Here is a 20,342-nt window from a genome sequence, read left to right on the forward strand (position 1 = left end):
TAAATGACATGTTGCCTACTTAATAAACCATCTTACTTTCTTCAACCCATTCCTCATTTTAGAGACTCTCACGTAACTGGTAATCCTTCTTCAGTTTCAGGAAGTACAAAATCTTTTTCAACTTCCGATTGCTTATTGGTTGGAGACTTTAGTAAGTAAAATCGGACCTCATCGGCAACGACTTCCGTACTAAACACTTTGAAATTCTCCTTATTAATATAGGAGCGTGATTGCAATCGCCCGTTGACTCCGATTAATGATCCCTTTCCGCAATATTGGACGATGCGTTCTGCTAATTTCCCCCATGCAGTGCATAAAACAAAATCCGCATCCACATCACCCTGATGATTGCGATAATTGCGATTAACAGCTACGACAAAGCTCGTGGCTACACGGTTTTCTGCAAATTCCCGAAGAACTGGATCTTTCGTTAATCGCCCGACTAGTCCGACATGATTCATCATTTCACCTCCTTTTTCTCCATCATATCGATTGCGCCTATTTTTGACAAAATAGCAAAATAAAAGAATGAGCCCTTTTTCTAATCCAAAATTTCCTTTTCGATATAGAATAAATGTTTGCAAAAATGCCAATACACTAGATTATTACAATGATTATCCGCATTTTCCAAAAATGGTCAAAATAAAAATTTAGCAGTTTTCTCATTTTATTTTTACACATCACCCTATGTTATACTTAATTAATAGTTGGGAGGTAAATTCAATGAAGACTTTCAAAATGATTTCCTTTCAATTGGATCTGGAGGGGATTGAGGTTCCACTGATTGATGGAATTACTATAAATCAAGAAAATAAAGAAAAAACGTGGATTTTGGAACTGTTTATTGAAAAACAATATCGAGAGTTGTTAGAAAAATATTTAGATTCAAAAGAATTCTTTGATGTGCAAGTGACGATTACTTCTCCGGATAATGAACCAGCACCTTTTACGGTGAAAGTGGAATCCATTGAAGAGTTTGAAGACCGAATTTCAATCTTATTGAAAGGCCATTTACGCGTTGTGCGATTAAAATATGCGGAGCAATTGTTACAATCTTTGCTGGAGAAAAACTTGTCCAATGAGGAATTATTAAGTGAATTTAAAAAAGGAATGCGCGAGCGTCCGCGGTTGAAGGGGTAAAATTAGCACCGCGATTTATAGGAGAGGGTCTTTTGCAGTTGACAAATCCTTTTTTATAAACACATGTTGAAGCCCTGCGCTTATATTTACAGATTTTGCTAAAAACAAAGGAGCTATCGCTTTGTGGATAGCTCCTGCATCAGTAAGGGGATTATACGAGGATTATTCATCTTTTGTATCGCGGTCTCTGATATCTCTAGCGTCTTCGATGACATCTTCTTGGTTGCCGCGTTCATCCCCGCGAACTCCTTTATCGTCAGGGATGACATCATTATTGTCCAATACGCCATTGTTATCTTGGACTCCATCATTGATACCATCATTATTCAGATCGACATCATTATTTCTAGTGTCATTGTCAAGCGTTTCGTCGACTCCCTTTCGAACATCATTGATGCCTTCCCGAACGCCTTCACCTACATCTTCTACACCTTCTTTTAAGCCATCCCCAACATCATTGATAGCGTCTTCATCGCCATTATTATTACAGCCCACTAATAAAGAAGACCCTAACAATAAGGCACAAAGGGTTGGTTTCCACATAAAAAAATTCCCTCCTTTCTTCGCTAATCGTCACTACTCGTGACTGATTTTAATTTGTGCGAAATAAGAGGGAACTATCCATTATCTATTTTAGAACTTTCTCCATATTATAGGAATAATGCGTGGGCGTTATTTTTGCTTCAATTGCTCTTTCAAAAGCTGTTCTACATAATTCGCTTCCGCCTTGCAGCCGTATGTGTAATTTGTGCCAAGCTCTTTTTGCATTTTTTCAATTGATTCGATCTGTTTCTTTGTTGGCTTTTCACTTAAAATTTTAGCGATTACTTCATCAATTTTTTGTGCAATTTCTTCATGGAATTCTGGGCTCAGCAAGATTTCCTGCGGTACTTTTTCAAACCATGCTGCATTTTCTAGAAAATACTGTTGCCAATTGGCAATAAAGTCTTCCATTGAAAAGCGCTCTTCGTCCCAACCGATGCTGGCCAAATATTGCTCGAACGCCGTAGAAATGGATCGAGTAATACTGATTTTTACGCCCGATGATAGCTGTTTATACATTCTAAAATTAAACCTCCTACGTTTAAAAAAGCCAAGGGTGCGTATACTTGTATCTAAATAAAAATTCAACTTTTATATTCTATCTCTATTGTTAAAATTTTTCAAATTAGGAGTCATTTCAACAAATTTTACCTTTGTACTAAAGGTTGTCACAGTTCCGATGTTTTTATTCCTTTGATTTTTGCACTTCTTTTACGAAAGTTTATTTTGCCTTTGGAGCTTCCGGGCCGATTGCAAATAAAATATCCGCTTCTGCTACGAGTTCGCCATCTACAGTTGCAACGCCATGCCCTTTTCCCATTGTGCCGCGCAATTTGACAAATTCTACTTCCAATTTTAATTGATCACCTGGAACTACTTGACGTTTAAATCGGGCATTGTCGATTCCTGTTAAAAATGCCAATCTTCCTTTGAATTGCTCGGAGTTTAATAATGCAACGCCCCCGACCTGTGCCATTGCTTCTACAATTAATACACCAGGCATAACGGGATAGCCTGGAAAGTGCCCATTAAAGAAAGGTTCGTTAATGGAAACGTTTTTAATTCCAACAGCACGTTTGCCCTCTTCAACTTCAAGAATACGGTCTACTAATAAAAATGGATATCTATGTGGCAAAATTCCTTGAATTTGTTCAACACTTAACATATGAATCCCCCCAGTTATTCAAAATAAAACAAACGAAAGTAGTGGCTGCTTTTGGACGCAAGATGTCCTTTTATGTCGATTGGCACATTAGGCAAGACGCACATGTTTTTCATCGAAAACATTTGTAGAAACACCTAAAGACATGTCGTTAATGAAATTTGGATAATTGGACTCGTTCAATTCTTATAAACAATGAAATGACAAGACAACCATATGTTTCTATTCACATCGCATAATAGGACAATGTGGAAAGAAAGGATGGAAGTCTCCTCCTATTTGAATTCATCTTTCCACTAATAGAAAATACCTATTCAATTCCGTTTATAATGTCAAGGATGTGTTGATACGTTTCCCATTTTAACGCATCTAATGGGTTGCCGTCACCAATTACGCCGAATCCAATCATTAGTCCAAAAACGCTTGCAAGCAATAGAAGAACTAGCACAATGACGATTCTAAGCCATATAGGAATCAATCTTGTGCGATAAATTTTAAATTTTGGATGTTTCTCATTGCGATCTTGGCGTCTCGCTCTTTTTTGAGGGATGTCCTGATTCGACAAAGTAGAGCCACTTTTCATTTCGTTTGCCATTTTCTATTTCCCCTATTTTCTTAGAAGTATTTCAATATTAACGTATTCCATTGATTAATCCTAACATTTGATCTGCAATGGTAATCGCTCGGGAATTAAACTGATATGAACGTTGCGCTTGAAGTAAATTTGTCATTTCTTTCGTTAAATTAACGTTAGACATTTCTAATTTTTGATTTTCAAGACCGATATTTTCTCGCCCAAATCCTACTAAGTTTGTTAATATATCATTCTCATCATACCCTAATTCGTCTAAATTTGCAGGTATCATTATGTATAAGCCTGTTTGCTCCATTACTTGCGGTAAATGAATTTCTGTAACACCTAGTAAAAATGATTGTTCATCACCATTTATAAATTTGACTTGCAATGTGCCATTTTCATTGAGAATGAATTTTTCTACATCGTCTCTAAAGATAATAGGATTGCCATAGCTGTCTGCTACTGCATAACCGTCAGCATTTACGAGCATCACTTGTCCATCTTCGACAGGCGTAACATAAAAGTTACCTTGACGAGAATAAACCATATTGATTTCATTGTTTTCATTTGGCATTAAGATATTAAAATATTGGCGTTCTTTTGTAAATGCAAAGTCTAAATCCCTGTCTGTGTTTTGCAATGATCCTTGTGCATTGTTTGTTTGAATTTGCGAAATTTTAGCACCAACACCGTAGCGAATGCCTGGTGGCGTCAATCTTGGGGCTTGTTCATCCTTGCGAGTGTTCAAGTATTCTTGGTAAAGCATTTCTGAAAAACGAGCTTCTTTCGCTTTGTAGCCAGCAGTGTTGACATTCGCAATATTATTGCTAATCGTATCGATTTGATGTTGGACTTGATGTAATGAGTTTGTTGCAGTGAGCATTGTTCGGAGCATCCTTAACTTCCTCCTTATACTTTACCAATTTCGTTTACTGCTTTTTCCATGCTTCTGTCATATGCTTGAAGTACTTTTTGATTTGCTTCAAAGGCACGGTAAGCTGTAAGTAATTCGGTCATTGCTTGTGCAGGATCTACATTGGAACCTTCCAAGAATTTTTGTTTAATAGCGAAAGTGATATTTCCTTGTGCGAAAGCAGATGGCAACGCTTGTCCATTTTGAGTACGGAATATCCCGTTATTTTGTTTTACAAGTTCGTTGGCATTTTCTACAAAGGCTACACCAATTGTTGCGATTTGTTGATTGTTAACGTATACGGCACCGTTGTCAGCGACTTGGAAATCTTCATTCGGTAGTTGGATGCGAGCGCCTGTTTCAGATAGAACATAGTATCCGTCTCCAGTGACTAAATATCCTTGTCCATCTAATGTAAAGTTTCCGTTTCTCGTATACGCTTCGCCACCATCCGGATGAGCTAAACGGAAAAAGATATTGCCTCCTGCTGGGATGTTTCCGTTTACTAAAGCGAAATCCGTATTTAAATTCGTTTCGTACACATCGCCTTGTGTAAAATTAGGCATTGTCTCTTGCAAGTAGATACCAGTTGAAATTGTGCCAATTTGTTGGATTTGGTTTAAATTTAACCCTTTTTTCGTAGGAACGTTTGTGTCATCAATGGCAGATAAAAGCATTTCAGGAAATGAACGAATCGACGTTTGTTCAGCTTTGAATCCCGGTGTATTCACATTTGCCATATTGTTTGTTAAAATTTCCGTTTTTCTCTGCTGTGCAAGCATGCCGGATGCTGCAGTGTATAATCCTTTAAACATCTCATTCACCTCTTTTTAGCAGCTGGTTCATTTTTTCTCTTCTTTAATATATCGGCGAAAAGTCGCAAATAACTATAGTCCGTTTTTCGCTTTTCTCTAGTTTTGGTAGATGATGTTCAATTCATGTATTGATTAACTATTTGTTTCGGACGTATGATTAGGTTATCGTTTTGATTTACATTTCCAATAAAAATACTTGCTTTACAATTTGTAATTCAAATTTATTTTTTAGATTGTAGGCGGTTTTTCATCATAAATTATAGTTTTGAACCAGGTGAACGATCAATGTTGTCTAGCATGATGCCTGTACCAATTGCAACACAGTCCATTGGATTTTCTGCAATGAAGACTGGTACTTTTAATTCTTGCATGAGCAATTGATCAATGCCGTGAAGTAATGCACCGCCACCAGTTAAAATGACGCCTCTGTCAATAATGTCCGCAGATAGTTCTGGCGGAGTCTTTTCCAATACGTTTTTTGCTGATTGAACAATCAATGCAACGGATTCGTGCAACGCTTTTTCAATTTCAGATGAATGAATGGTAATCGTGCGGGGTAAACCTGTTACCATGTCACGGCCGCGAATTTCCATTGTTTCATCGCGACTGCCAGGAAATACAGTTCCAATGTTGATTTTAATTGCTTCTGCTGTACGTTCACCGATTAATAGTTTATATTCTTTCTTTATGTATTGTAGTATATCGTTATCAAATGTATCTCCTGCTACTTTAATAGATTCGCTCGTCACAATATCTCCCATTGAGAGTACAGCTATATCTGTCGTACCACCGCCTATATCGACTACCATGTTACCACTTGGTTGGAAAATGTCCATGCCTGCACCAATTGCAGCCACTTTTGGTTCTTCTTCTAAATAAACTTTTTTTCCACCTGATTTTTCAGCAGCTTCACGAATTGCTTTTTGTTCAACGCTTGTAATGTTTGTAGGACAACAAATTAAGATGCGAGGTTTTGAGAAGAAGCCTTTTACGTCAAGTTTGTTGAGGAAGTGTCTTAACATTGCTTCTGTCAAGTCGAAATCTGCGATGACTCCATCTTTAAGCGGACGAATTGCAACGATATTTCCTGGAGTACGACCTACCATTTTTCTTGCTTCTTCACCAACTGCAAGCACTTTATTTGTTTTTTTGTCGATAGCTACGACAGAAGGTTCATTTAACACAATTCCTTTACCCTTCACGTAAATCAGTACGTTAGCCGTTCCTAAGTCGATCCCTATATCTTTAGAAAACATGATAATCTAATTTCTCCTTCCAAATTATTGCGACTCTAACGTTCAATATATTACACATTATCTAGAATATTTTATCATATAAAAAATCTAATTACATCTAAATTATGGGTATTTTTGACTTTTTTCAACCTATTTCAATTTCTTTGTTCATGTAAGATTCCTTTTTATTTTTTGTTGGATTTTGCGATGTGTACATTCAGTATGTGAAAATGAAAAAGCATTCAGCCTGACTTTATGCAAAGCCAAACTAAATGCCTTTTCATTGTTTTTTTTGGGACTGCCACTTTCTACGTGTTGCCTCGCCCCCTCGCAAATGACGAACGGATTTGTGATAGGCTAATATTTCTCTCACTTCTTTTGCCAATTCCTCATTTACTAGTTGTAATCGTTCCGTTAAGTCTTTGTGCACCGTACTTTTTGAATATCCTGTCATTTTCGCAAGGACTCGAACCGTCTCACCCGTTTCCACAAGCAGCTTTCCCAGTCGAACGCAACGGTGCCGAATATGCTCGTGCACGTTCTCTTCCTTTCTATCGGATATAAGAAAGTGCAGTTTTACTAACAATAAACAATCTATTTCGACGTTTTTCTGATACATGTATTTCATTGACGTTTGCAATTAGCGATTTAACGTTTATTCACAATATGTATGTTTCGCATTTTTCAGAACTTTTTTTCCCAGGAAAGTACAAAAGCGCAGCCCAATAAGACGGAATTTGTCTTTCAGGCTGCGCTTTTATCCTTTAGAAGTTTAAATAATTTCTTGGGTTTACATGTTTTCCATCTTCTAACACCTCAAAGTGAAGATGGATGCCGGCAGTTGGATTCCATTCGTTTTCAATCGTAGTTGCGATTGGTTGGCCTTGTTCCACTAAGTCCCCTTCTTTTACAAGGATGTCAGATACGGAACTATAGTGGGTTTCCATTCCGTTAGGGTGTGCGATGATAATTTTATTTCCAGTGAAAGAATCGAGTTTCACTTCTTTCACTTCACCGCTCATTGCAGCTAGTACTTCAAATGGCTCGTTGTTAATAGAAATTGACAATCCTGATGATGTTGAGAATGTTTGATCAAATACTAATAGTGCATTTTCACGTGTTTTTGCATCCGCATTCATGTCATAGAAGTCTTGTAATACTTTTACGTTTTCTAGTTGACTTTCATCAAAAGGATATTTTAGTGTTTCTGTTCGTGCATTTGTTTCGATGACTGGTGATTCATCTTGTACAGTTGGTTCGTTCACCGTTTCATTTTCATCTTCACGAGTGAGTGCTGAATAAGTGAAAATTAAACCAATGAGTACTACTGCAATGCCCCCGTATATTGTTGGCCAAAACCATGGTTTTTGCTGCCAGTTTGTTTTTTGAGAAGTTTTATTTTGTTTGTTGTTATCTTCTCTCATATGTTCATCACCTCTAAATGAAGGATGAACAAGTTTTGGAATTTCTAAACTATATTTTTGGAAAATTTCACTATTTTTTGCATATTATTTTTTCGCTCGTAATATTTGTTTATTAGCGTATGAGTTTAGGTCAATTTGTTCCAGAGTTTGATGATTGTTGAACTGCCCGTTAGTTGTTGATGTTAAATGCTTTTATTTTTTACACATCATTTTTTCAATGGTTGTGCCTTTGTAATAATGTGAAAGAATTTCATGAGCTGATCTTCCTTGTTTAGCCATCGCATCAGCTCCATATTGGCTCATACCAACACCATGTCCGTAGCCTTCTGCTGTGATTTCAATTTTGTCATTCACAACTTGTATGGTGAAATCTGTTGAGCGTAAATCAAGCAATGTTCGAAAATCACGACCTGTCCATTCTTTATTGCCAGCAATTACTTTTTCTACCCTCCCAGTATTGTTTTGTTTCGTACGGATTTTTTTAATATCTTCGAGCGTCATGTTGACCTTTAATAGTTTATTCCATTCTACTAAAGTGAGCGTTTTTTTCGTAACATAGTTTTCTGCATGAAAGTCCGCACTAGCCACTGATTGAAGATATGGTAAGTCGACCCCACTGTAATTTAGGGAGCTTTCTGTTCTGCCGTTACTCATTGAATGAAACATCGCAGTAATAAGTTCCCCGTCATATTTCAGTACTTCTCCTCTAGTGCTTTCTACCGCTTGTCTAATTTTTTGCTCGTATTCATCAAAAGTTGATTGCCAGTTTGCTTTTCTCGTATCTTCATCATAAAATACTTGTCTTAAAACAGTCGGTTCGATTTCCGTTTGGCCATTGTTTGTTGATTTTAGCACGTAGGTTCTTGCGGCAATCGCTTGAGCTTTTAACGCTTCAGGATGAAAGTTTGCCGGCATTTCCGCTGCAACCACACCAACGACATATTCTTCTAGAGGAATAGGATCCTTTTGTCCTGTGATGCGAATATAAATATTGCATTCTTCTTCTGCAACTACTAATGGCCCTGACGCTTCTTTTAAAGTTTTGTTTGAGTTTTTGAATAAAAACGGCAAGAAAAATAAAGCTAAAATAAATAGTGCAATCGAGAAAATAGGGATTAGATTTTTGTGATTTTTTAATGGTTTCATACATATTACTTATGATTTGAAATGAGGAAATATATCTTTTTTATAGAAGATTTTTGGATGGGAATTTTCATTTGGTTGGAAGAAGTGGTATTGCTTTAAAGTTGGCGTATTTCTTAACCAATTTTGTTGTATTTAGAAAGCACATTAGGTTTATTTGGCTAGTATCTAATTACTTTGGAAGAGAATTTTTCGTGTGGCTATTATTTTTGCTGACTTGACTATTATTCTGTTTGATTTGGCTATTATCTTCCTAAGTTTGACTATTATCGGATTTCTCATGTAGAGATTTTTTTCGTGTGGCTATTATTTTCGGGGACTTGACTATTATCCTGTCGGGTTTGGCTATTATCTGTCCCTGTTTGACTATTATCCGATTTTTCAGGAAGCGATTTTTTTCGAATGGCTATTATTTTCTATGAGTTGACTATTATCCTATCGGGTTTGGCTATTATCTTCCTAATTTTGACTATTATCCGATTTTTCAGGACACGATTTTTTTCGAATGGCTATTATTTTCGGGGACTTGACTATTATCCTGTTTGATTTGGCTATTATCTTCCTAAGTTTGACTATTATCCGATGTCGCAGGTAGTTATTCTTTTCGAATGGCTATTATTTTCTATGAGTTGACTATTATCTCGTCGGGTTTGGCTATTATCTTCCCGAATTTGACTATTATCCGATGTCTCAGGAAGCGATTTTTTTCGTATGGCTATTATTTTCGGAGACTTGACTATTATCCTATCAAGTTTGGCTATTATCTTCCAAAGTTTGACTATTATCCGATTTTTCAGGAAGCGATTTTTTTCGAATGGCTATTATTTTCGAGGACTTGACTATTATCCTATCGGGTTTGACTATTATCTTCCCGAATTTGACTATTATCCGATTTTTCAGGAAGCGATTTTTTTCGAATGGCTATTATTTTCGGGGACTTGACTATTATCCTGTTTGATTTGGCTATTATCTTCCTAAGTTTGACTATTATCCGATTTTTCAGGAAGCGATTTTTTTCGAATGGCTATTATTTTCTATGAGTTGGCTATTATCTTGTCAGGTTTGACTATTATCTTCCCGAATTTGACTATTATCTAATGTCTCTGGAAGGAATTTTTTTCGTGTGGCTATTATTTTCGGAGACTTGACTATTATCTTGTCGGGTTTGGCTATTATCTGTCCCTGTTTGACTATTATCCGATTTTTCAGGACGCGATTTTTTTCGAATGGCTATTATTTTCGGGGACTTGACTATTATCCTGTTTGATTTGGCTATTATCTTCCTAAGTTTGACTATTATCCGATGTCGCAGGTAGTTATTCTTTTCGAATGGCTATTATTTTCTATGAGTTGACTATTATCTCGTCGGGTTTGGCTATTATCTTCCCGAATTTGACTATTATCCGATGTCTCAGGAAGCGATTTTTTTCGTATGGCTATTATTTTCTATGAGTTGGCTATTATCTTGTCAGGTTTGACTATTATCTTCCCGAATTTGACTATTATCCGATTTTCAGGAAGCGATTTTTTTCGTATGGCTATTATTTTCTATGAGTTGACTATTATCCTGTCGGGTTTGGCTATTATCTTCCTAAGTTTGACTATTATCCGATGTCGCAGGTAGTTATTCTTTTCGAATGGCTATTATTTTCTATGAGTTGGCTATTATCTTGTCAGGTTTGACTATTATCTTCCCGAATTTGACTATTATCTAATGTCTCTGGAAGGAATTTTTTTCGTGTGGCTATTATTTTCGGAGACTTGACTATTATCTTGTCGGGTTTGGCTATTATCTGTCCCTGTTTGACTATTATCCAATATATAAGGATTATTTTCACAAATTTAACGAATAACTCCTCCATTCACTATCTTGTCTTTCAAGAAGCAAATAACCCTTTCTGCTTATTAAATGAAAGACAAAAATAAAACGACAAAACCTCACCCACAAGATTTTGTCGTTCTTTCCACGATTGATGGGAATAAATTAAACACACCTAACATATTGTGCAATAGAAAAATAGATTGCCCTTAAAATCACTTACACATTTAACGTAGTTTCCGTCGTAACAATTGGTTTCTCTTCAATTGTATTGCTAGAAACGCGTTCAATATTTGCCCCAAGCGCACGCAATTTCTTTTCGAAGTCGACATATCCCCGATCCAAATGATGCAGTTTTGTTACGCGAGTGACTCCTTCTGAAGCTAACCCAGCTAAAATCAATGCTGCAGCTGCACGCAGGTCCGTTGCTGCAACCTCTGCACCTTGTAATTTCACTGGTCCTTCGACAAACGTTGAACGGCCTTCAATTTTCAACGACGCATTCATGCGACGAAACTCTTCAACATGCATAAAGCGATTTTCAAAAACCGTTTCCGTAATGATACTCGTTCCTTGAGCTGTTAACATTAACGCCATCATTTGGGCTTGCATATCTGTAGGGAATCCTGGATATGGCATCGTTTTCACATCAACTGCTTTTAACGGTTCAGATGCACATACTCGAAGTCCATTTCCTTCTTCCGTAATCTTCACGCCCATTTCACTCATTTTTGCAATTAAAGCTGTCAAATGTTCAGGAATCACATTTTCTATTAAAATATCACCACGAGTAATTGCTGCAGCTACCATAAAAGTCCCTGCCTCAATTCGGTCTGGAATTACATGATGAATTGTTCCGTGCAGTTCATCCACACCTTCAATGCGGATTGTGTCAGTTCCTGCTCCTGTGACACGACCACCCATTTTGTTGATGAAATTTGCTAAATCGACAATTTCCGGTTCTTTTGCTGCATTTTCAATAATTGTTGTTCCTTTAGCTAAAGCAGCAGCCGTCATGATATTTTCTGTTGCTCCCACACTTGGAAAATCTAAATAAATATTCGCACCTTTTAAACGATTTTCCACTTTTGCTTCCACATACCCATGACCGAAGGAAATTTTTGCTCCCATGGCTTCAAAACCTTTTAAATGCAATTCAATTGGCCGGGAACCAATTGCACAACCACCAGGCATTGCAACACGAGCATATCCATTTCGAGCTAAAAGAGATCCCATCACTAAAATTGAGGCGCGCATTTTGCTAACATAGTCAAAGGGAGCTTCGCTTAACAATTTCTTTTCAGCATTTATATGAAATTCATTATTTTCAACATCATATTTTACTTCAGCATTTAAGCTTTTTAATACTTCATTTATGGTATGAACATCCGCTAAGTTCGGGACGTCTTTTATAACACTAGTATTCTTAGAAGCTAGCAACGAAGCAGTTAAAATTGGCAATACGGAATTTTTTGCCCCTTCTATTTTAACTTTTCCTTGTAATCTTCGGCCTCCTGTAACAATCATTTTATCCACAAATCGTCCCTCCGAATCCATTCTCCAATGATGTTTATCACAATCAATCAATAAAAAAACAAACCATATTCATAGTAATGCTTAAATCAAATATTTACAAGTGACTAAAAATACTAATTTCAGATATTTTTCATCATATATCTACAATTATATATTACGCACAACAGGGATTGATGGTGAATTTTTACGAAATATTAAATTTTGTATACTTTTCCAACTTTTTATGTCATTTTTGTCTCAAATTTATCTACATGATTGCCCAGGAAATAACACGTATATGTATTGTAACGACAAAGGAGTCATAAATTGTCATTTGCCCTTACAAACCATATAAATAATGGAAGGGAACTGTTGTGCAAAATAAAAGTACATTACGAAAAAATAAACGGTAATTGTTTTGATAAACCTGTAAAATCAAGGACAAACTTTGATACACTGTATCCTAAAACAATGCTTAACAATATATACATGAGTTGAATTTGAAAAGTCTTGCCCTTTTTAAACACGACATCTAATCGAATAGATTGCAATGCATAGAATGCTATACAGATAAATAGAATATGAGAAATTAATCCAATTGCAGCTTGAATTCCAATAGTTTGATAAATATTATTCATATGCACGTCTCCTCAAACAGGATAGTCAAATTGAAATGATGTTTCTTCAAAGAAGGATATAACATATTAAAAGCGGACAGTTAAACTGCCCGCTTATTCATTAAATTCTACCCTCATAAACGTTGATACGATTGATCGCACGTTTCAAAGCTAATTCTGCCCGTTTAAAATCAATGTCATCGGACTTACTTTGTAAACGTTCTTCTGCTCTTTTCTTTGCTGCTTGAGCGCGAGCAAGATCAATGTTCTCAGCAACTTCAGCTGAAGGTGCCAGAATCGAGATTTTATCTGGACGAACTTCAATAAAGCCACCGCTAACGGCTACTGCTTTTTGTGAACCGTCTGCTAACTTTAGTTTTACCGCACTGATTTCAAGCGGTGCCACTAAAGGAATATGACCTGGAAGAATACCGATATCCCCAGAAACTGTTTTAGCAATGACCATTGCGATTTCTGAATCGTATACTGGGCCGTCCGGAGTGACAATATTGACTTGAACTGTCTTCATTTTTTTTCCTCCTCCGTCCGTAACATTATACCTCTACGCCCATTGCTTTAGCTCTTTCGATTACGTCTTCAATGCTTCCTACTAAACGGAATGCATCTTCTGGTAAATGGTCATATTTACCTTCTAAGATTTCTTTAAAGCTGCGCACTGTGTCTTTTACAGGAACGTATGAACCTGGTTGACCAGTGAATTGCTCAGCAACGTGGAAGTTTTGTGATAAGAAGAATTGAATGCGACGTGCACGTTCAACTGTTTTCTTATCTTCTTCAGATAATTCATCCATACCTAAGATTGCGATGATGTCTTGTAATTCACGATAACGTTGTAATGTTTGTTGTACACCACGAGCTACTTGATAGTGTTCTTCACCAACGATTTCTGGTGATAACGCACGAGAAGTAGATGCTAGTGGGTCCACCGCAGGGTAAATACCCATCTCAGATAATTTACGTTCAAGGTTTGTTGTAGAGTCTAAGTGAGCGAATGTTGTAGCTGGAGCCGGGTCAGTATAGTCGTCGGCTGGTACATAAATCGCTTGAATAGATGTAATAGAACCTTTATTTGTAGATGTGATACGTTCTTGTAAGTTACCCATTTCTGTAGCAAGTGTTGGTTGGTAACCAACGGCTGATGGCATACGACCAAGTAGGGCTGATACTTCCGAACCTGCTTGCGTGAAGCGGAAGATGTTGTCGATGAATAAAAGTACGTCTTGACCTTGTTCATCACGGAAGTATTCTGCCATTGTTAAACCTGTTAGGGCAACGCGCATACGTGCACCAGGTGGTTCGTTCATTTGTCCGAATACCATGGCAGTTTTACTAATAACTCCGGAATCGCTCATTTCATGATATAAGTCGTTACCTTCACGAGTACGTTCACCTACACCAGCGAATACAGAGATACCACCGTGTTCTTGTGCGATGTTGTGAATTAATTCTTGGATAAGTACCGTTTTACCTACTCCGGCACCACCGAATAGACCTACTTTACCACCTTTAATATAAGGAGCTAATAAGTCAACTACTTTAATACCTGTTTCAAGAATTTCTACTTTTGTAGATAATTCTTCAAATGTTGGAGCTTCGCGGTGAATTGGATCACGACGAGCTTCTCCTGGAATATCTTCTTTTTCGTCAATTGGTTCACCAAGAACGTTGAATACGCGTCCTAGTGTTACTTCACCAACTGGAACAGAGATTGGTGCATTCGTATTTGTTACTTCCGCGCCACGTTGAAGACCGTCTGTAGAGGCCATGGCAATTGTGCGGACAGAGTCGTCACCAAGATGTAATGCTACTTCTAATGTCAAAGTAACAGTATCTTCACCAGGACGATTGATGTTAACTGTTAAAGCATCGTAGATATTTGGTAATTGTCCGTTCGGGAATTTTACGTCAACGACTGGACCCATTACCTGAAGAACATGTCCTTTGTTCATTCCTGTGTACCCTCCTATCGTACATTTATACGCAACAAGAAGCTAGCCTATTGGATGGCTTCTGCTCCACTAACAATTTCAGTAATTTCTTGTGTAATCGATGCTTGACGAGCACGGTTGTATTCAAGTGTAAGTGTTTTAATAAGTTCATTCGCATTATCTGTCGCTGTTTTCATGGCAGTCATACGTGCAGCATGTTCACTTGCTTTTGCATCAAGTAGAGCACCATAAATTAAGCTTTCAGCATATTGAGGGAGCAATACTTCTAGAATTGCTTCCGCATTTGGTTCGAATTCATACGATGCTTGAAGCCCTTCTGTTGCAGGCGCTAAATCCGTAATTGGTAATACTTTTTTCTCTGTCACTACTTGTGAAATAACGCTCACGTAGTGGTTATAGTACATATAAAGTTCATCATATGTACCATCAGCGAACATACCAACAGCTTTTCGTGCGATTTGTTTAATTTGGGAGAATGATGGTTGGTCAGGAAGGCCGACAACGCTATCAACAACATTTAAGCCACGCTTTTTAAAATAATCTGTAGGTACACGCCCTATTGATAAAATGACATACTCGTCTTTTGATTTATGACGTTCTTCTATCGTACGTGATAATTCACGAATTACGTTCGCATTATAAGCTCCAGCCAATCCACGGTCGGAACCAATAATGATATAACCCGTCTTCTTAACAGGGCGAGCTGTCAACATTGGGTGTGAGACATCTGATGCGCCGCTAGCAATCGATGCAACAACGTCTTGCACTTTTTCCATATAAGGAACGTAAGCTTTTGCATTTTCTTCCGCTTTTGATCTTTTAGAAGCGGACACCATTTGCATCGCTTTTGTAATATGCCCTGTTTTACGCGTTGAGTTGATTCGGTTTTTAATATCGCGCAAACTTCTTGCCACTGGTATTTCACCACCTTTTCATTTTAGTCATCATTCGTGCTACGAATCAGCAGAAGATCTTTCAGCAAAGCTGAAAGAATCATTCTTCTGATTTAGCAAATTGGTTTTTGAATTCTGTAAGAGCTGCTTTGAAGTCTTCGTCTGATGGTAAATCTTTTGTAGTACGAATATGTTCTAAAATGTGAGTGTGGTTTACATCTAACCAGCTGTACAACTCATTTTCGAAACGACGGATATCTTTTACTGGAATATCATCTAAGTAACCGCGAGTTAGAGCGTAAATGATTACAACTTGATATTCTACTTTAATTGGTTTGTTTAAGTCTTGTTTTAACACTTCAACTGTACGCTTACCACGTTCAAGTTTTGCAAGTGTCGCTTTATCTAAATCTGAACCGAATTGAGCGAATGCTTCAAGTTCACGGTACGCAGCTAAGTCAAGACGCAATGTACCAGCAACTTTTTTCATCGCTTTGATTTGCGCAGCACCACCTACACGGGATACGGATAAACCGGCGTTGATCGCTGGACGTACACCTGAGTGGAATAGGTCAGATTGTAAGAAAATTTGTCCGTCTGTGATTGAGATTACGTTTGTTGGGATGTAAGCAGAAATATCCCCAGCTTGTGTTTCAACGAATGGAAGAGCTGTAATAGAACCTGCACCCATTGCGTCACTTAATTTCGCAGCACGTTCTAGTAAACGGCTGTGTAAGTAGAATACGTCACCTGGGTAAGCTTCACGACCTGGTGGACGACGTAATAACAATGAAAGCTCACGGTAAGCTGCTGCTTGTTTAGAAAGATCATCGTACACAATTAAAACGTGTTTACCTTGTAACATGAAGTGCTCAGCCATTGAAACCCCAGCATATGGTGCTAAGTATAATAATGGTGCTGGTTGAGAAGCTGATGCTGTGATAACGATTGAATAATCTAACGCACCGTTTTTACGAAGCGTTTCAACAACCGTACGAACTGTAGATTCTTTCTGACCGATTGCAACGTAAATACAAATCATGTTTTGGTCAGCTTGGTTTAAGATTGTATCGATTGCGATCGATGTTTTACCTGTTTGACGGTCACCAATGATTAACTCACGTTGACCACGGCCGATTGGTACTAATGCGTCAATCGCTTTAATACCTGTTTGTAATGGTTCGTGTACAGATTTACGAGCCATAACCCCGAAAGCTGGGCTTTCGATTGGACGAGTTTTTGTTGTATTGATAGGTCCTTTTCCATCCACTGGCATACCAAGTGGGTTTACGACACGACCGATTAATTCTTCACCAACTGGAACTTCCATGATACGACCTGTGCGACGAACTGTATCGCCTTCTTTGATGCCAAGGTAGTTACCTAGAATAACGATACCGACGTTGCCTTCTTCTAGGTTTTGTGCCATACCCATTACACCATTTTCGAACTCAAGAAGTTCTCCTGCCATACAGTTGTCGAGGCCATGAGCGCGTGCGATACCGTCACCAACAGTGATTACAGTACCAACTTCATTTACTTCTAATTCAGATTGGTAGTTTTCAATCTGCTTTCTTAACAGAGCGCTGATTTCTTCAGCCTTGATGCTCATGAATGTCACCTCTCACTTTTCTATTTATTAACGACTAACGTGCGTCTGAGACTATCTAATTTATTCGCTACAGTGTTATCGAAAATCATGTTTCCAATTTGAACTCGAACTCCACCAATCACTGATGGTTCAATCACATTTGTAATGTTCAATGACTCTTTGCCAACTAATTTTGCGAAAGAAGTAGAAATGTCTTTTTTCTCTTCTTCTGTTAGTTCGCGTGTTGAGTATACTGTAGCTTCCGCAGTGCCTTGAGCGTCAGCTGCTAATGTTTTAAATGCTTCTGCAATATTCACTAATTCATTGATACGTTTTTTATCAATTAATAATTTGATTGTATTTAATAAGATTGAATTCGCTTCCTTGAAAAGTTCGGAAACGATTTCCTTTTTTCGTTCAGAAGAAAACTTTGGATTCGTCAATAATGAAATGAAATCACGATTTGCACTTACGACTTTTGTCATTTCTTGAAGTTCTTGATTCACTTCATCGACGATATTTTGTTTTTGTGCTACAGAAAAAAGTGCTTCGGCATAGCGATTAGCTACAGTAGATTTACTCATTTCGCTTCGCCTGCCTTAGCAATCGTTTCTTTAATTAATGCACTGTTATCTTCTTCAGAAATTTCTTTTTCAAGCACTTTAGATGCTGCAAGAACTGAAAGTGAAACCACTTCTTCACGCAATGAAGCGATCGCTTTTTCTTTTTCTGTTTCGATTTCACGAACAGCAGATTCTTTTAAGCGATTTGCTTCTTGACGAGCTGTTTCAACGATTTCATCACGCTGTGCTTCAGCTTGCTTTTTCGCGCTTTCAATAATTTTTTGTGCTTCTGTGCGAGCTTCTTTTAATAATGCTTTTTGCTCTTCTAAAGCTTTTGCAGCTTCTTTGCGAGCATTTTCAGCCGCGTCGATTTCACTTGCAACTAATTCCTCACGTTGTTTCATGATGCCCATTAATGGACCCCATGCAAATTTCTTTAATAATGCCATTAATACGAGGAAGATTACTAATGTTGCAAGAATATCTCCAAGGTTAACTACTTCAGCAACATCTGAACCTAATACTAGATATTCAAAATTCACGATTGTTTCACTCCCTTCAAGAGCTTCAAATTCCATTTAGTCTGCCCTACTTCAGTTCATTTCCAATCGAAAATTTGAAGAGAGCCTTTTATTTTCAAATCTATTGTTTGTGATTTAAAATTGTTTCTAACAGTCATTTTTATAAAAAATGGTTGCAGTTAAACCTTTAAATAAAAGGAATGGCGAAGTTTCTTATACAAATCATCCTTCGCCACACGGAACCAATTATCGGTTCATTACGATGAACGCAACTACTACAGCGATGATCGGTAAGGCTTCTACTAACGCTACCCCGATGAACATTGTAGTTTGAAGAACGCCACGTGCTTCTGGTTGACGTGCAATTCCTTCTACTGTACGAGATACGATTAAACCGTTACCAATACCTGCACCTAGTGCTGCTAAACCAATTGCAATTGCTGCTGCTAATAAACCCATCTTAATATTTCCTCCTTGGAATTATTTTTTATTTTTTTGAGATGAAATGCATAATGTGAATATTACACTATGACTTTATAAAATTAATGGTCTTCACTCACTTTGTGTGAAATATAAACCATTGTTAACATTGTAAATACGAAGGCTTGGATAAAGCCGATAAAGATTGAGAATCCTAACCATGCCATTGTTGGGATAATGGCACCGATAAAGCCGAATATTGTTGAGCTAGCTAGTCCAGCAAGTAGACCTAATAGAATCTCACCTGCATAGATGTTACCGTAAAGACGCAAACCAAGTGTTAACGTGTTTGCAAACTCTTCGATTATTTTTAATGGGAATAAGAATGCTTTTGGCTGAACAAAAGTTTTAGCATAGTGTCCTAAGCCATGCAACTTAATACCATAGAATGTTGCAAGTACTGTTACCATTGATGCTAACGTTAATGTTACTACAGGATCTGCAGTTGGTGATTTCCACCATAAATCACCGTGAATATAAATACCTGAGAAAGGTAGACCTAAAAGGTTCGCGACTGCAATAAACATAATAAGCGTGATTCCTAAAACGTGGAATCGACCACCTGTTTTCCAGTCCATGTTGCTTTTGATAATCCCTTTTACAAAGTCCATTACCCATTCCATGAAGTTTTGCATTCCCGTCGGCTTCAACTTTAAGTTTCTCGTTGAGATGAACGCGATTAAAAATACTATTGCTGCTGTTACTAATAACGTTAAGACAGTCGCTAAATTAAATTTGATAGGAAGGCTTCCTAAAAATAGAGTATACTCCGGTGCTCCATGTTCCATTTCTTGCACTCACCTCACTTTCAAATGACCTATTTTCTAGTTTTGAGTAAACTGATGAAGGCCTCGATAAAGAGGAAAATATAAGGAATCATTAGCCCGATGACTGAGCTAACAACATTGAAGTATTTTGGCAACGCGATCGGTATTGCTACTGCAGCTACTGCAGAGGCAAAGCGTAAACCTGAACCAAGAGAAACTGTTCGTTTTCCCTCTTGATAGGAACGGTCAAACTTGTCCATTCTTCGAACAAGAATCCAAAAGTTGTAAGTACCAAAGAGCGCACCAATCCCCATTCCCGAGAAAATCGTCGGATATGGCGTAAAAAACCATCCTATTATACATAGGGCAAGCAAAAAAAATAAAGCTTTTTTCTGCTTAATAAAAATTTGGTGCAAATCCAACATTGGTTCAATCTCCTGAATCCTTTTTATTCGCCGTGCCTATTGAGTTATACAAGAGTTTAGTGTCAAGTGGAAACAAATTTTACATATTTTCTCTGAGGGCAAAATTTTTTACCGCTATGTATTTTTCCCTTTTTATTACTCTTGTATTCAGACTCTTCCAACGTTGCAAAATTTCATTCTTTGTTTCCACTGTTTGCATAGTAGAAACTTGATATTACAAGGGTTTGAA

The 20,342-nt window shown here is 37.5% G+C and carries 23 protein-coding genes; 1 reads left to right on the forward strand and 22 read right to left on the reverse strand.

The window, feature by feature from the left end:
* Nucleotides 1–68: 68 nt before the first annotated feature.
* Entirely contained in the window at nt 69–461 is a 393-nt protein-coding gene (locus NSU17_RS04995) for a single-stranded DNA-binding protein (RefSeq protein ID WP_168412732.1), read from the reverse strand.
* Between the two features lie 262 nt (nt 462–723).
* Here NSU17_RS04995 and NSU17_RS05000 point away from each other — a divergent pair, with 262 nt between their 5' ends.
* Entirely contained in the window at nt 724–1,140 is a 417-nt protein-coding gene (locus tag NSU17_RS05000; RefSeq protein ID WP_096550345.1) for a YwpF family protein, read from the forward strand.
* Nucleotides 1,141–1,302: 162 nt separating this feature from the next.
* Here the strand turns inward: NSU17_RS05000 and NSU17_RS05005 are convergent, their stop codons facing one another.
* From NSU17_RS05005 to NSU17_RS05105, 21 genes are all read right to left on the reverse strand, one after another.
* The gene (locus tag NSU17_RS05005) at nt 1,303–1,635 is read right to left on the reverse strand and encodes a hypothetical protein (protein WP_340704467.1); all 333 of its coding nucleotides are present in this window, start codon (nt 1,633–1,635) and stop codon (nt 1,303–1,305) included.
* Nucleotides 1,636–1,812: 177 nt separating this feature from the next.
* Nucleotides 1,813–2,202: a hypothetical protein gene (locus NSU17_RS05010; RefSeq protein WP_340434092.1), complete on the reverse strand. Its 390-nt coding sequence runs from the start codon at nt 2,200–2,202 to the stop codon at nt 1,813–1,815.
* A gap of 202 nt (nt 2,203–2,404) precedes the next feature.
* The gene (fabZ, locus tag NSU17_RS05015; RefSeq protein WP_016839311.1) at nt 2,405–2,848 is read right to left on the reverse strand and encodes a 3-hydroxyacyl-ACP dehydratase FabZ; all 444 of its coding nucleotides are present in this window, start codon (nt 2,846–2,848) and stop codon (nt 2,405–2,407) included.
* A gap of 307 nt (nt 2,849–3,155) precedes the next feature.
* Complete coding sequence (locus NSU17_RS05020; protein WP_339289198.1) at nt 3,156–3,440, reverse strand: DNA-directed RNA polymerase subunit beta; 285 nt, start codon at nt 3,438–3,440, stop codon at nt 3,156–3,158.
* A 37-nt stretch (nt 3,441–3,477) separates the two neighbouring features.
* Nucleotides 3,478–4,317, reverse strand: coding sequence for a flagellar hook-basal body protein (locus tag NSU17_RS05025; protein WP_340704468.1), 840 nt, complete (start codon nt 4,315–4,317; stop codon nt 3,478–3,480).
* A gap of 14 nt (nt 4,318–4,331) precedes the next feature.
* Nucleotides 4,332–5,150, reverse strand: coding sequence for a flagellar hook-basal body protein (locus NSU17_RS05030; protein WP_340704469.1), 819 nt, complete (start codon nt 5,148–5,150; stop codon nt 4,332–4,334).
* 257 nt (nt 5,151–5,407) lie between these two features.
* Entirely contained in the window at nt 5,408–6,406 is a 999-nt protein-coding gene (locus NSU17_RS05035) for a rod shape-determining protein (RefSeq protein WP_016839307.1), read from the reverse strand.
* Nucleotides 6,407–6,665: 259 nt separating this feature from the next.
* Nucleotides 6,666–6,923 (reverse strand): sporulation transcriptional regulator SpoIIID, encoded by a 258-nt coding sequence (locus NSU17_RS05040; RefSeq protein WP_016839306.1) that lies wholly within the window; start codon nt 6,921–6,923, stop codon nt 6,666–6,668.
* 226 nt (nt 6,924–7,149) lie between these two features.
* Nucleotides 7,150–7,809: a M23 family metallopeptidase gene (locus NSU17_RS05045; protein ID WP_016839305.1), complete on the reverse strand. Its 660-nt coding sequence runs from the start codon at nt 7,807–7,809 to the stop codon at nt 7,150–7,152.
* Between the two features lie 192 nt (nt 7,810–8,001).
* Nucleotides 8,002–8,955 carry a stage II sporulation protein D gene (spoIID, locus tag NSU17_RS05050; protein ID WP_340704470.1) on the reverse strand — a complete coding sequence of 318 codons (954 nt, stop codon included), beginning with the start codon at nt 8,953–8,955 and terminating at the stop codon, nt 8,002–8,004.
* A gap of 2,035 nt (nt 8,956–10,990) precedes the next feature.
* Nucleotides 10,991–12,307, reverse strand: a complete 1,317-nt coding sequence (murA, locus tag NSU17_RS05055) for a UDP-N-acetylglucosamine 1-carboxyvinyltransferase (protein ID WP_340704471.1) — start codon at nt 12,305–12,307, stop codon at nt 10,991–10,993.
* Between the two features lie 371 nt (nt 12,308–12,678).
* A complete protein-coding gene (locus NSU17_RS05060; RefSeq protein ID WP_096550336.1) occupies nt 12,679–12,924 on the reverse strand; it encodes a DUF1146 family protein in 246 nt (81 codons plus the stop codon).
* Between the two features lie 100 nt (nt 12,925–13,024).
* Nucleotides 13,025–13,432: a F0F1 ATP synthase subunit epsilon gene (locus NSU17_RS05065; protein WP_016837233.1), complete on the reverse strand. Its 408-nt coding sequence runs from the start codon at nt 13,430–13,432 to the stop codon at nt 13,025–13,027.
* A 25-nt stretch (nt 13,433–13,457) separates the two neighbouring features.
* Complete coding sequence (gene atpD, locus NSU17_RS05070; protein WP_096550335.1) at nt 13,458–14,873, reverse strand: F0F1 ATP synthase subunit beta; 1,416 nt, start codon at nt 14,871–14,873, stop codon at nt 13,458–13,460.
* Between the two features lie 47 nt (nt 14,874–14,920).
* Nucleotides 14,921–15,787: an ATP synthase F1 subunit gamma gene (gene atpG, locus NSU17_RS05075; protein ID WP_016837235.1), complete on the reverse strand. Its 867-nt coding sequence runs from the start codon at nt 15,785–15,787 to the stop codon at nt 14,921–14,923.
* Between the two features lie 79 nt (nt 15,788–15,866).
* Complete coding sequence (gene atpA, locus NSU17_RS05080; protein ID WP_016837236.1) at nt 15,867–17,378, reverse strand: F0F1 ATP synthase subunit alpha; 1,512 nt, start codon at nt 17,376–17,378, stop codon at nt 15,867–15,869.
* 20 nt (nt 17,379–17,398) lie between these two features.
* Nucleotides 17,399–17,941: a F0F1 ATP synthase subunit delta gene (locus NSU17_RS05085; RefSeq protein ID WP_016837237.1), complete on the reverse strand. Its 543-nt coding sequence runs from the start codon at nt 17,939–17,941 to the stop codon at nt 17,399–17,401.
* Nucleotides 17,938–18,498, reverse strand: coding sequence for a F0F1 ATP synthase subunit B (atpF, locus tag NSU17_RS05090; protein WP_016837238.1), 561 nt, complete (start codon nt 18,496–18,498; stop codon nt 17,938–17,940). Before atpF ends, NSU17_RS05085 begins: the two co-directional genes overlap by 4 nt.
* Before the next feature lie 189 nt (nt 18,499–18,687).
* Complete coding sequence (atpE, locus tag NSU17_RS05095) at nt 18,688–18,900, reverse strand: F0F1 ATP synthase subunit C (protein ID WP_016837239.1); 213 nt, start codon at nt 18,898–18,900, stop codon at nt 18,688–18,690.
* Between the two features lie 83 nt (nt 18,901–18,983).
* Complete coding sequence (gene atpB / locus NSU17_RS05100; RefSeq protein WP_340704472.1) at nt 18,984–19,709, reverse strand: F0F1 ATP synthase subunit A; 726 nt, start codon at nt 19,707–19,709, stop codon at nt 18,984–18,986.
* A 29-nt stretch (nt 19,710–19,738) separates the two neighbouring features.
* Entirely contained in the window at nt 19,739–20,113 is a 375-nt protein-coding gene (locus NSU17_RS05105) for an ATP synthase subunit I (RefSeq protein WP_096550333.1), read from the reverse strand.
* Between the last annotated feature and the right edge of the window lie 229 nt (nt 20,114–20,342).

The organism is Ureibacillus sp. FSL K6-2830 (genome assembly GCF_038004145.1).
Classification (GTDB): domain Bacteria; phylum Bacillota; class Bacilli; order Bacillales_A; family Planococcaceae; genus Ureibacillus; species Ureibacillus thermosphaericus.

Bases quoted from the DNA above. Each gene is read 5' to 3' on its own strand.
- NSU17_RS04995 (WP_168412732.1), bottom strand. From the start codon at position 461: ATGAATCATGTCGGACTAGTCGGGCGATTAACGAAAGATCCAGTTCTT.
- NSU17_RS05000 (WP_096550345.1), top strand. From the start codon at position 724: ATGAAGACTTTCAAAATGATTTCCTTTCAATTGGATCTGGAGGGGATT.
- NSU17_RS05010 (WP_340434092.1), bottom strand. From the start codon at position 2,202: ATGTATAAACAGCTATCATCGGGCGTAAAAATCAGTATTACTCGATCC.
- fabZ (WP_016839311.1), bottom strand. From the start codon at position 2,848: ATGTTAAGTGTTGAACAAATTCAAGGAATTTTGCCACATAGATATCCA.
- NSU17_RS05020 (WP_339289198.1), bottom strand. From the start codon at position 3,440: ATGGCAAACGAAATGAAAAGTGGCTCTACTTTGTCGAATCAGGACATC.
- NSU17_RS05025 (WP_340704468.1), bottom strand. From the start codon at position 4,317: ATGCTCCGAACAATGCTCACTGCAACAAACTCATTACATCAAGTCCAA.
- NSU17_RS05030 (WP_340704469.1), bottom strand. From the start codon at position 5,150: ATGTTTAAAGGATTATACACTGCAGCATCCGGCATGCTTGCACAGCAG.
- NSU17_RS05035 (WP_016839307.1), bottom strand. From the start codon at position 6,406: ATGTTTTCTAAAGATATAGGGATCGACTTAGGAACGGCTAACGTACTG.
- NSU17_RS05045 (WP_016839305.1), bottom strand. From the start codon at position 7,809: ATGAGAGAAGATAACAACAAACAAAATAAAACTTCTCAAAAAACAAAC.
- spoIID (WP_340704470.1), bottom strand. From the start codon at position 8,955: ATGAAACCATTAAAAAATCACAAAAATCTAATCCCTATTTTCTCGATT.
- NSU17_RS05060 (WP_096550336.1), bottom strand. From the start codon at position 12,924: ATGAATAATATTTATCAAACTATTGGAATTCAAGCTGCAATTGGATTA.
- NSU17_RS05065 (WP_016837233.1), bottom strand. From the start codon at position 13,432: ATGAAGACAGTTCAAGTCAATATTGTCACTCCGGACGGCCCAGTATAC.
- atpD (WP_096550335.1), bottom strand. From the start codon at position 14,873: ATGAACAAAGGACATGTTCTTCAGGTAATGGGTCCAGTCGTTGACGTA.
- atpA (WP_016837236.1), bottom strand. From the start codon at position 17,378: ATGAGCATCAAGGCTGAAGAAATCAGCGCTCTGTTAAGAAAGCAGATT.
- NSU17_RS05085 (WP_016837237.1), bottom strand. From the start codon at position 17,941: ATGAGTAAATCTACTGTAGCTAATCGCTATGCCGAAGCACTTTTTTCT.
- atpF (WP_016837238.1), bottom strand. From the start codon at position 18,498: ATGGAATTTGAAGCTCTTGAAGGGAGTGAAACAATCGTGAATTTTGAA.
- atpE (WP_016837239.1), bottom strand. From the start codon at position 18,900: ATGGGTTTATTAGCAGCAGCAATTGCAATTGGTTTAGCAGCACTAGGT.
- atpB (WP_340704472.1), bottom strand. From the start codon at position 19,709: ATGGAACATGGAGCACCGGAGTATACTCTATTTTTAGGAAGCCTTCCT.
- NSU17_RS05105 (WP_096550333.1), bottom strand. From the start codon at position 20,113: ATGTTGGATTTGCACCAAATTTTTATTAAGCAGAAAAAAGCTTTATTT.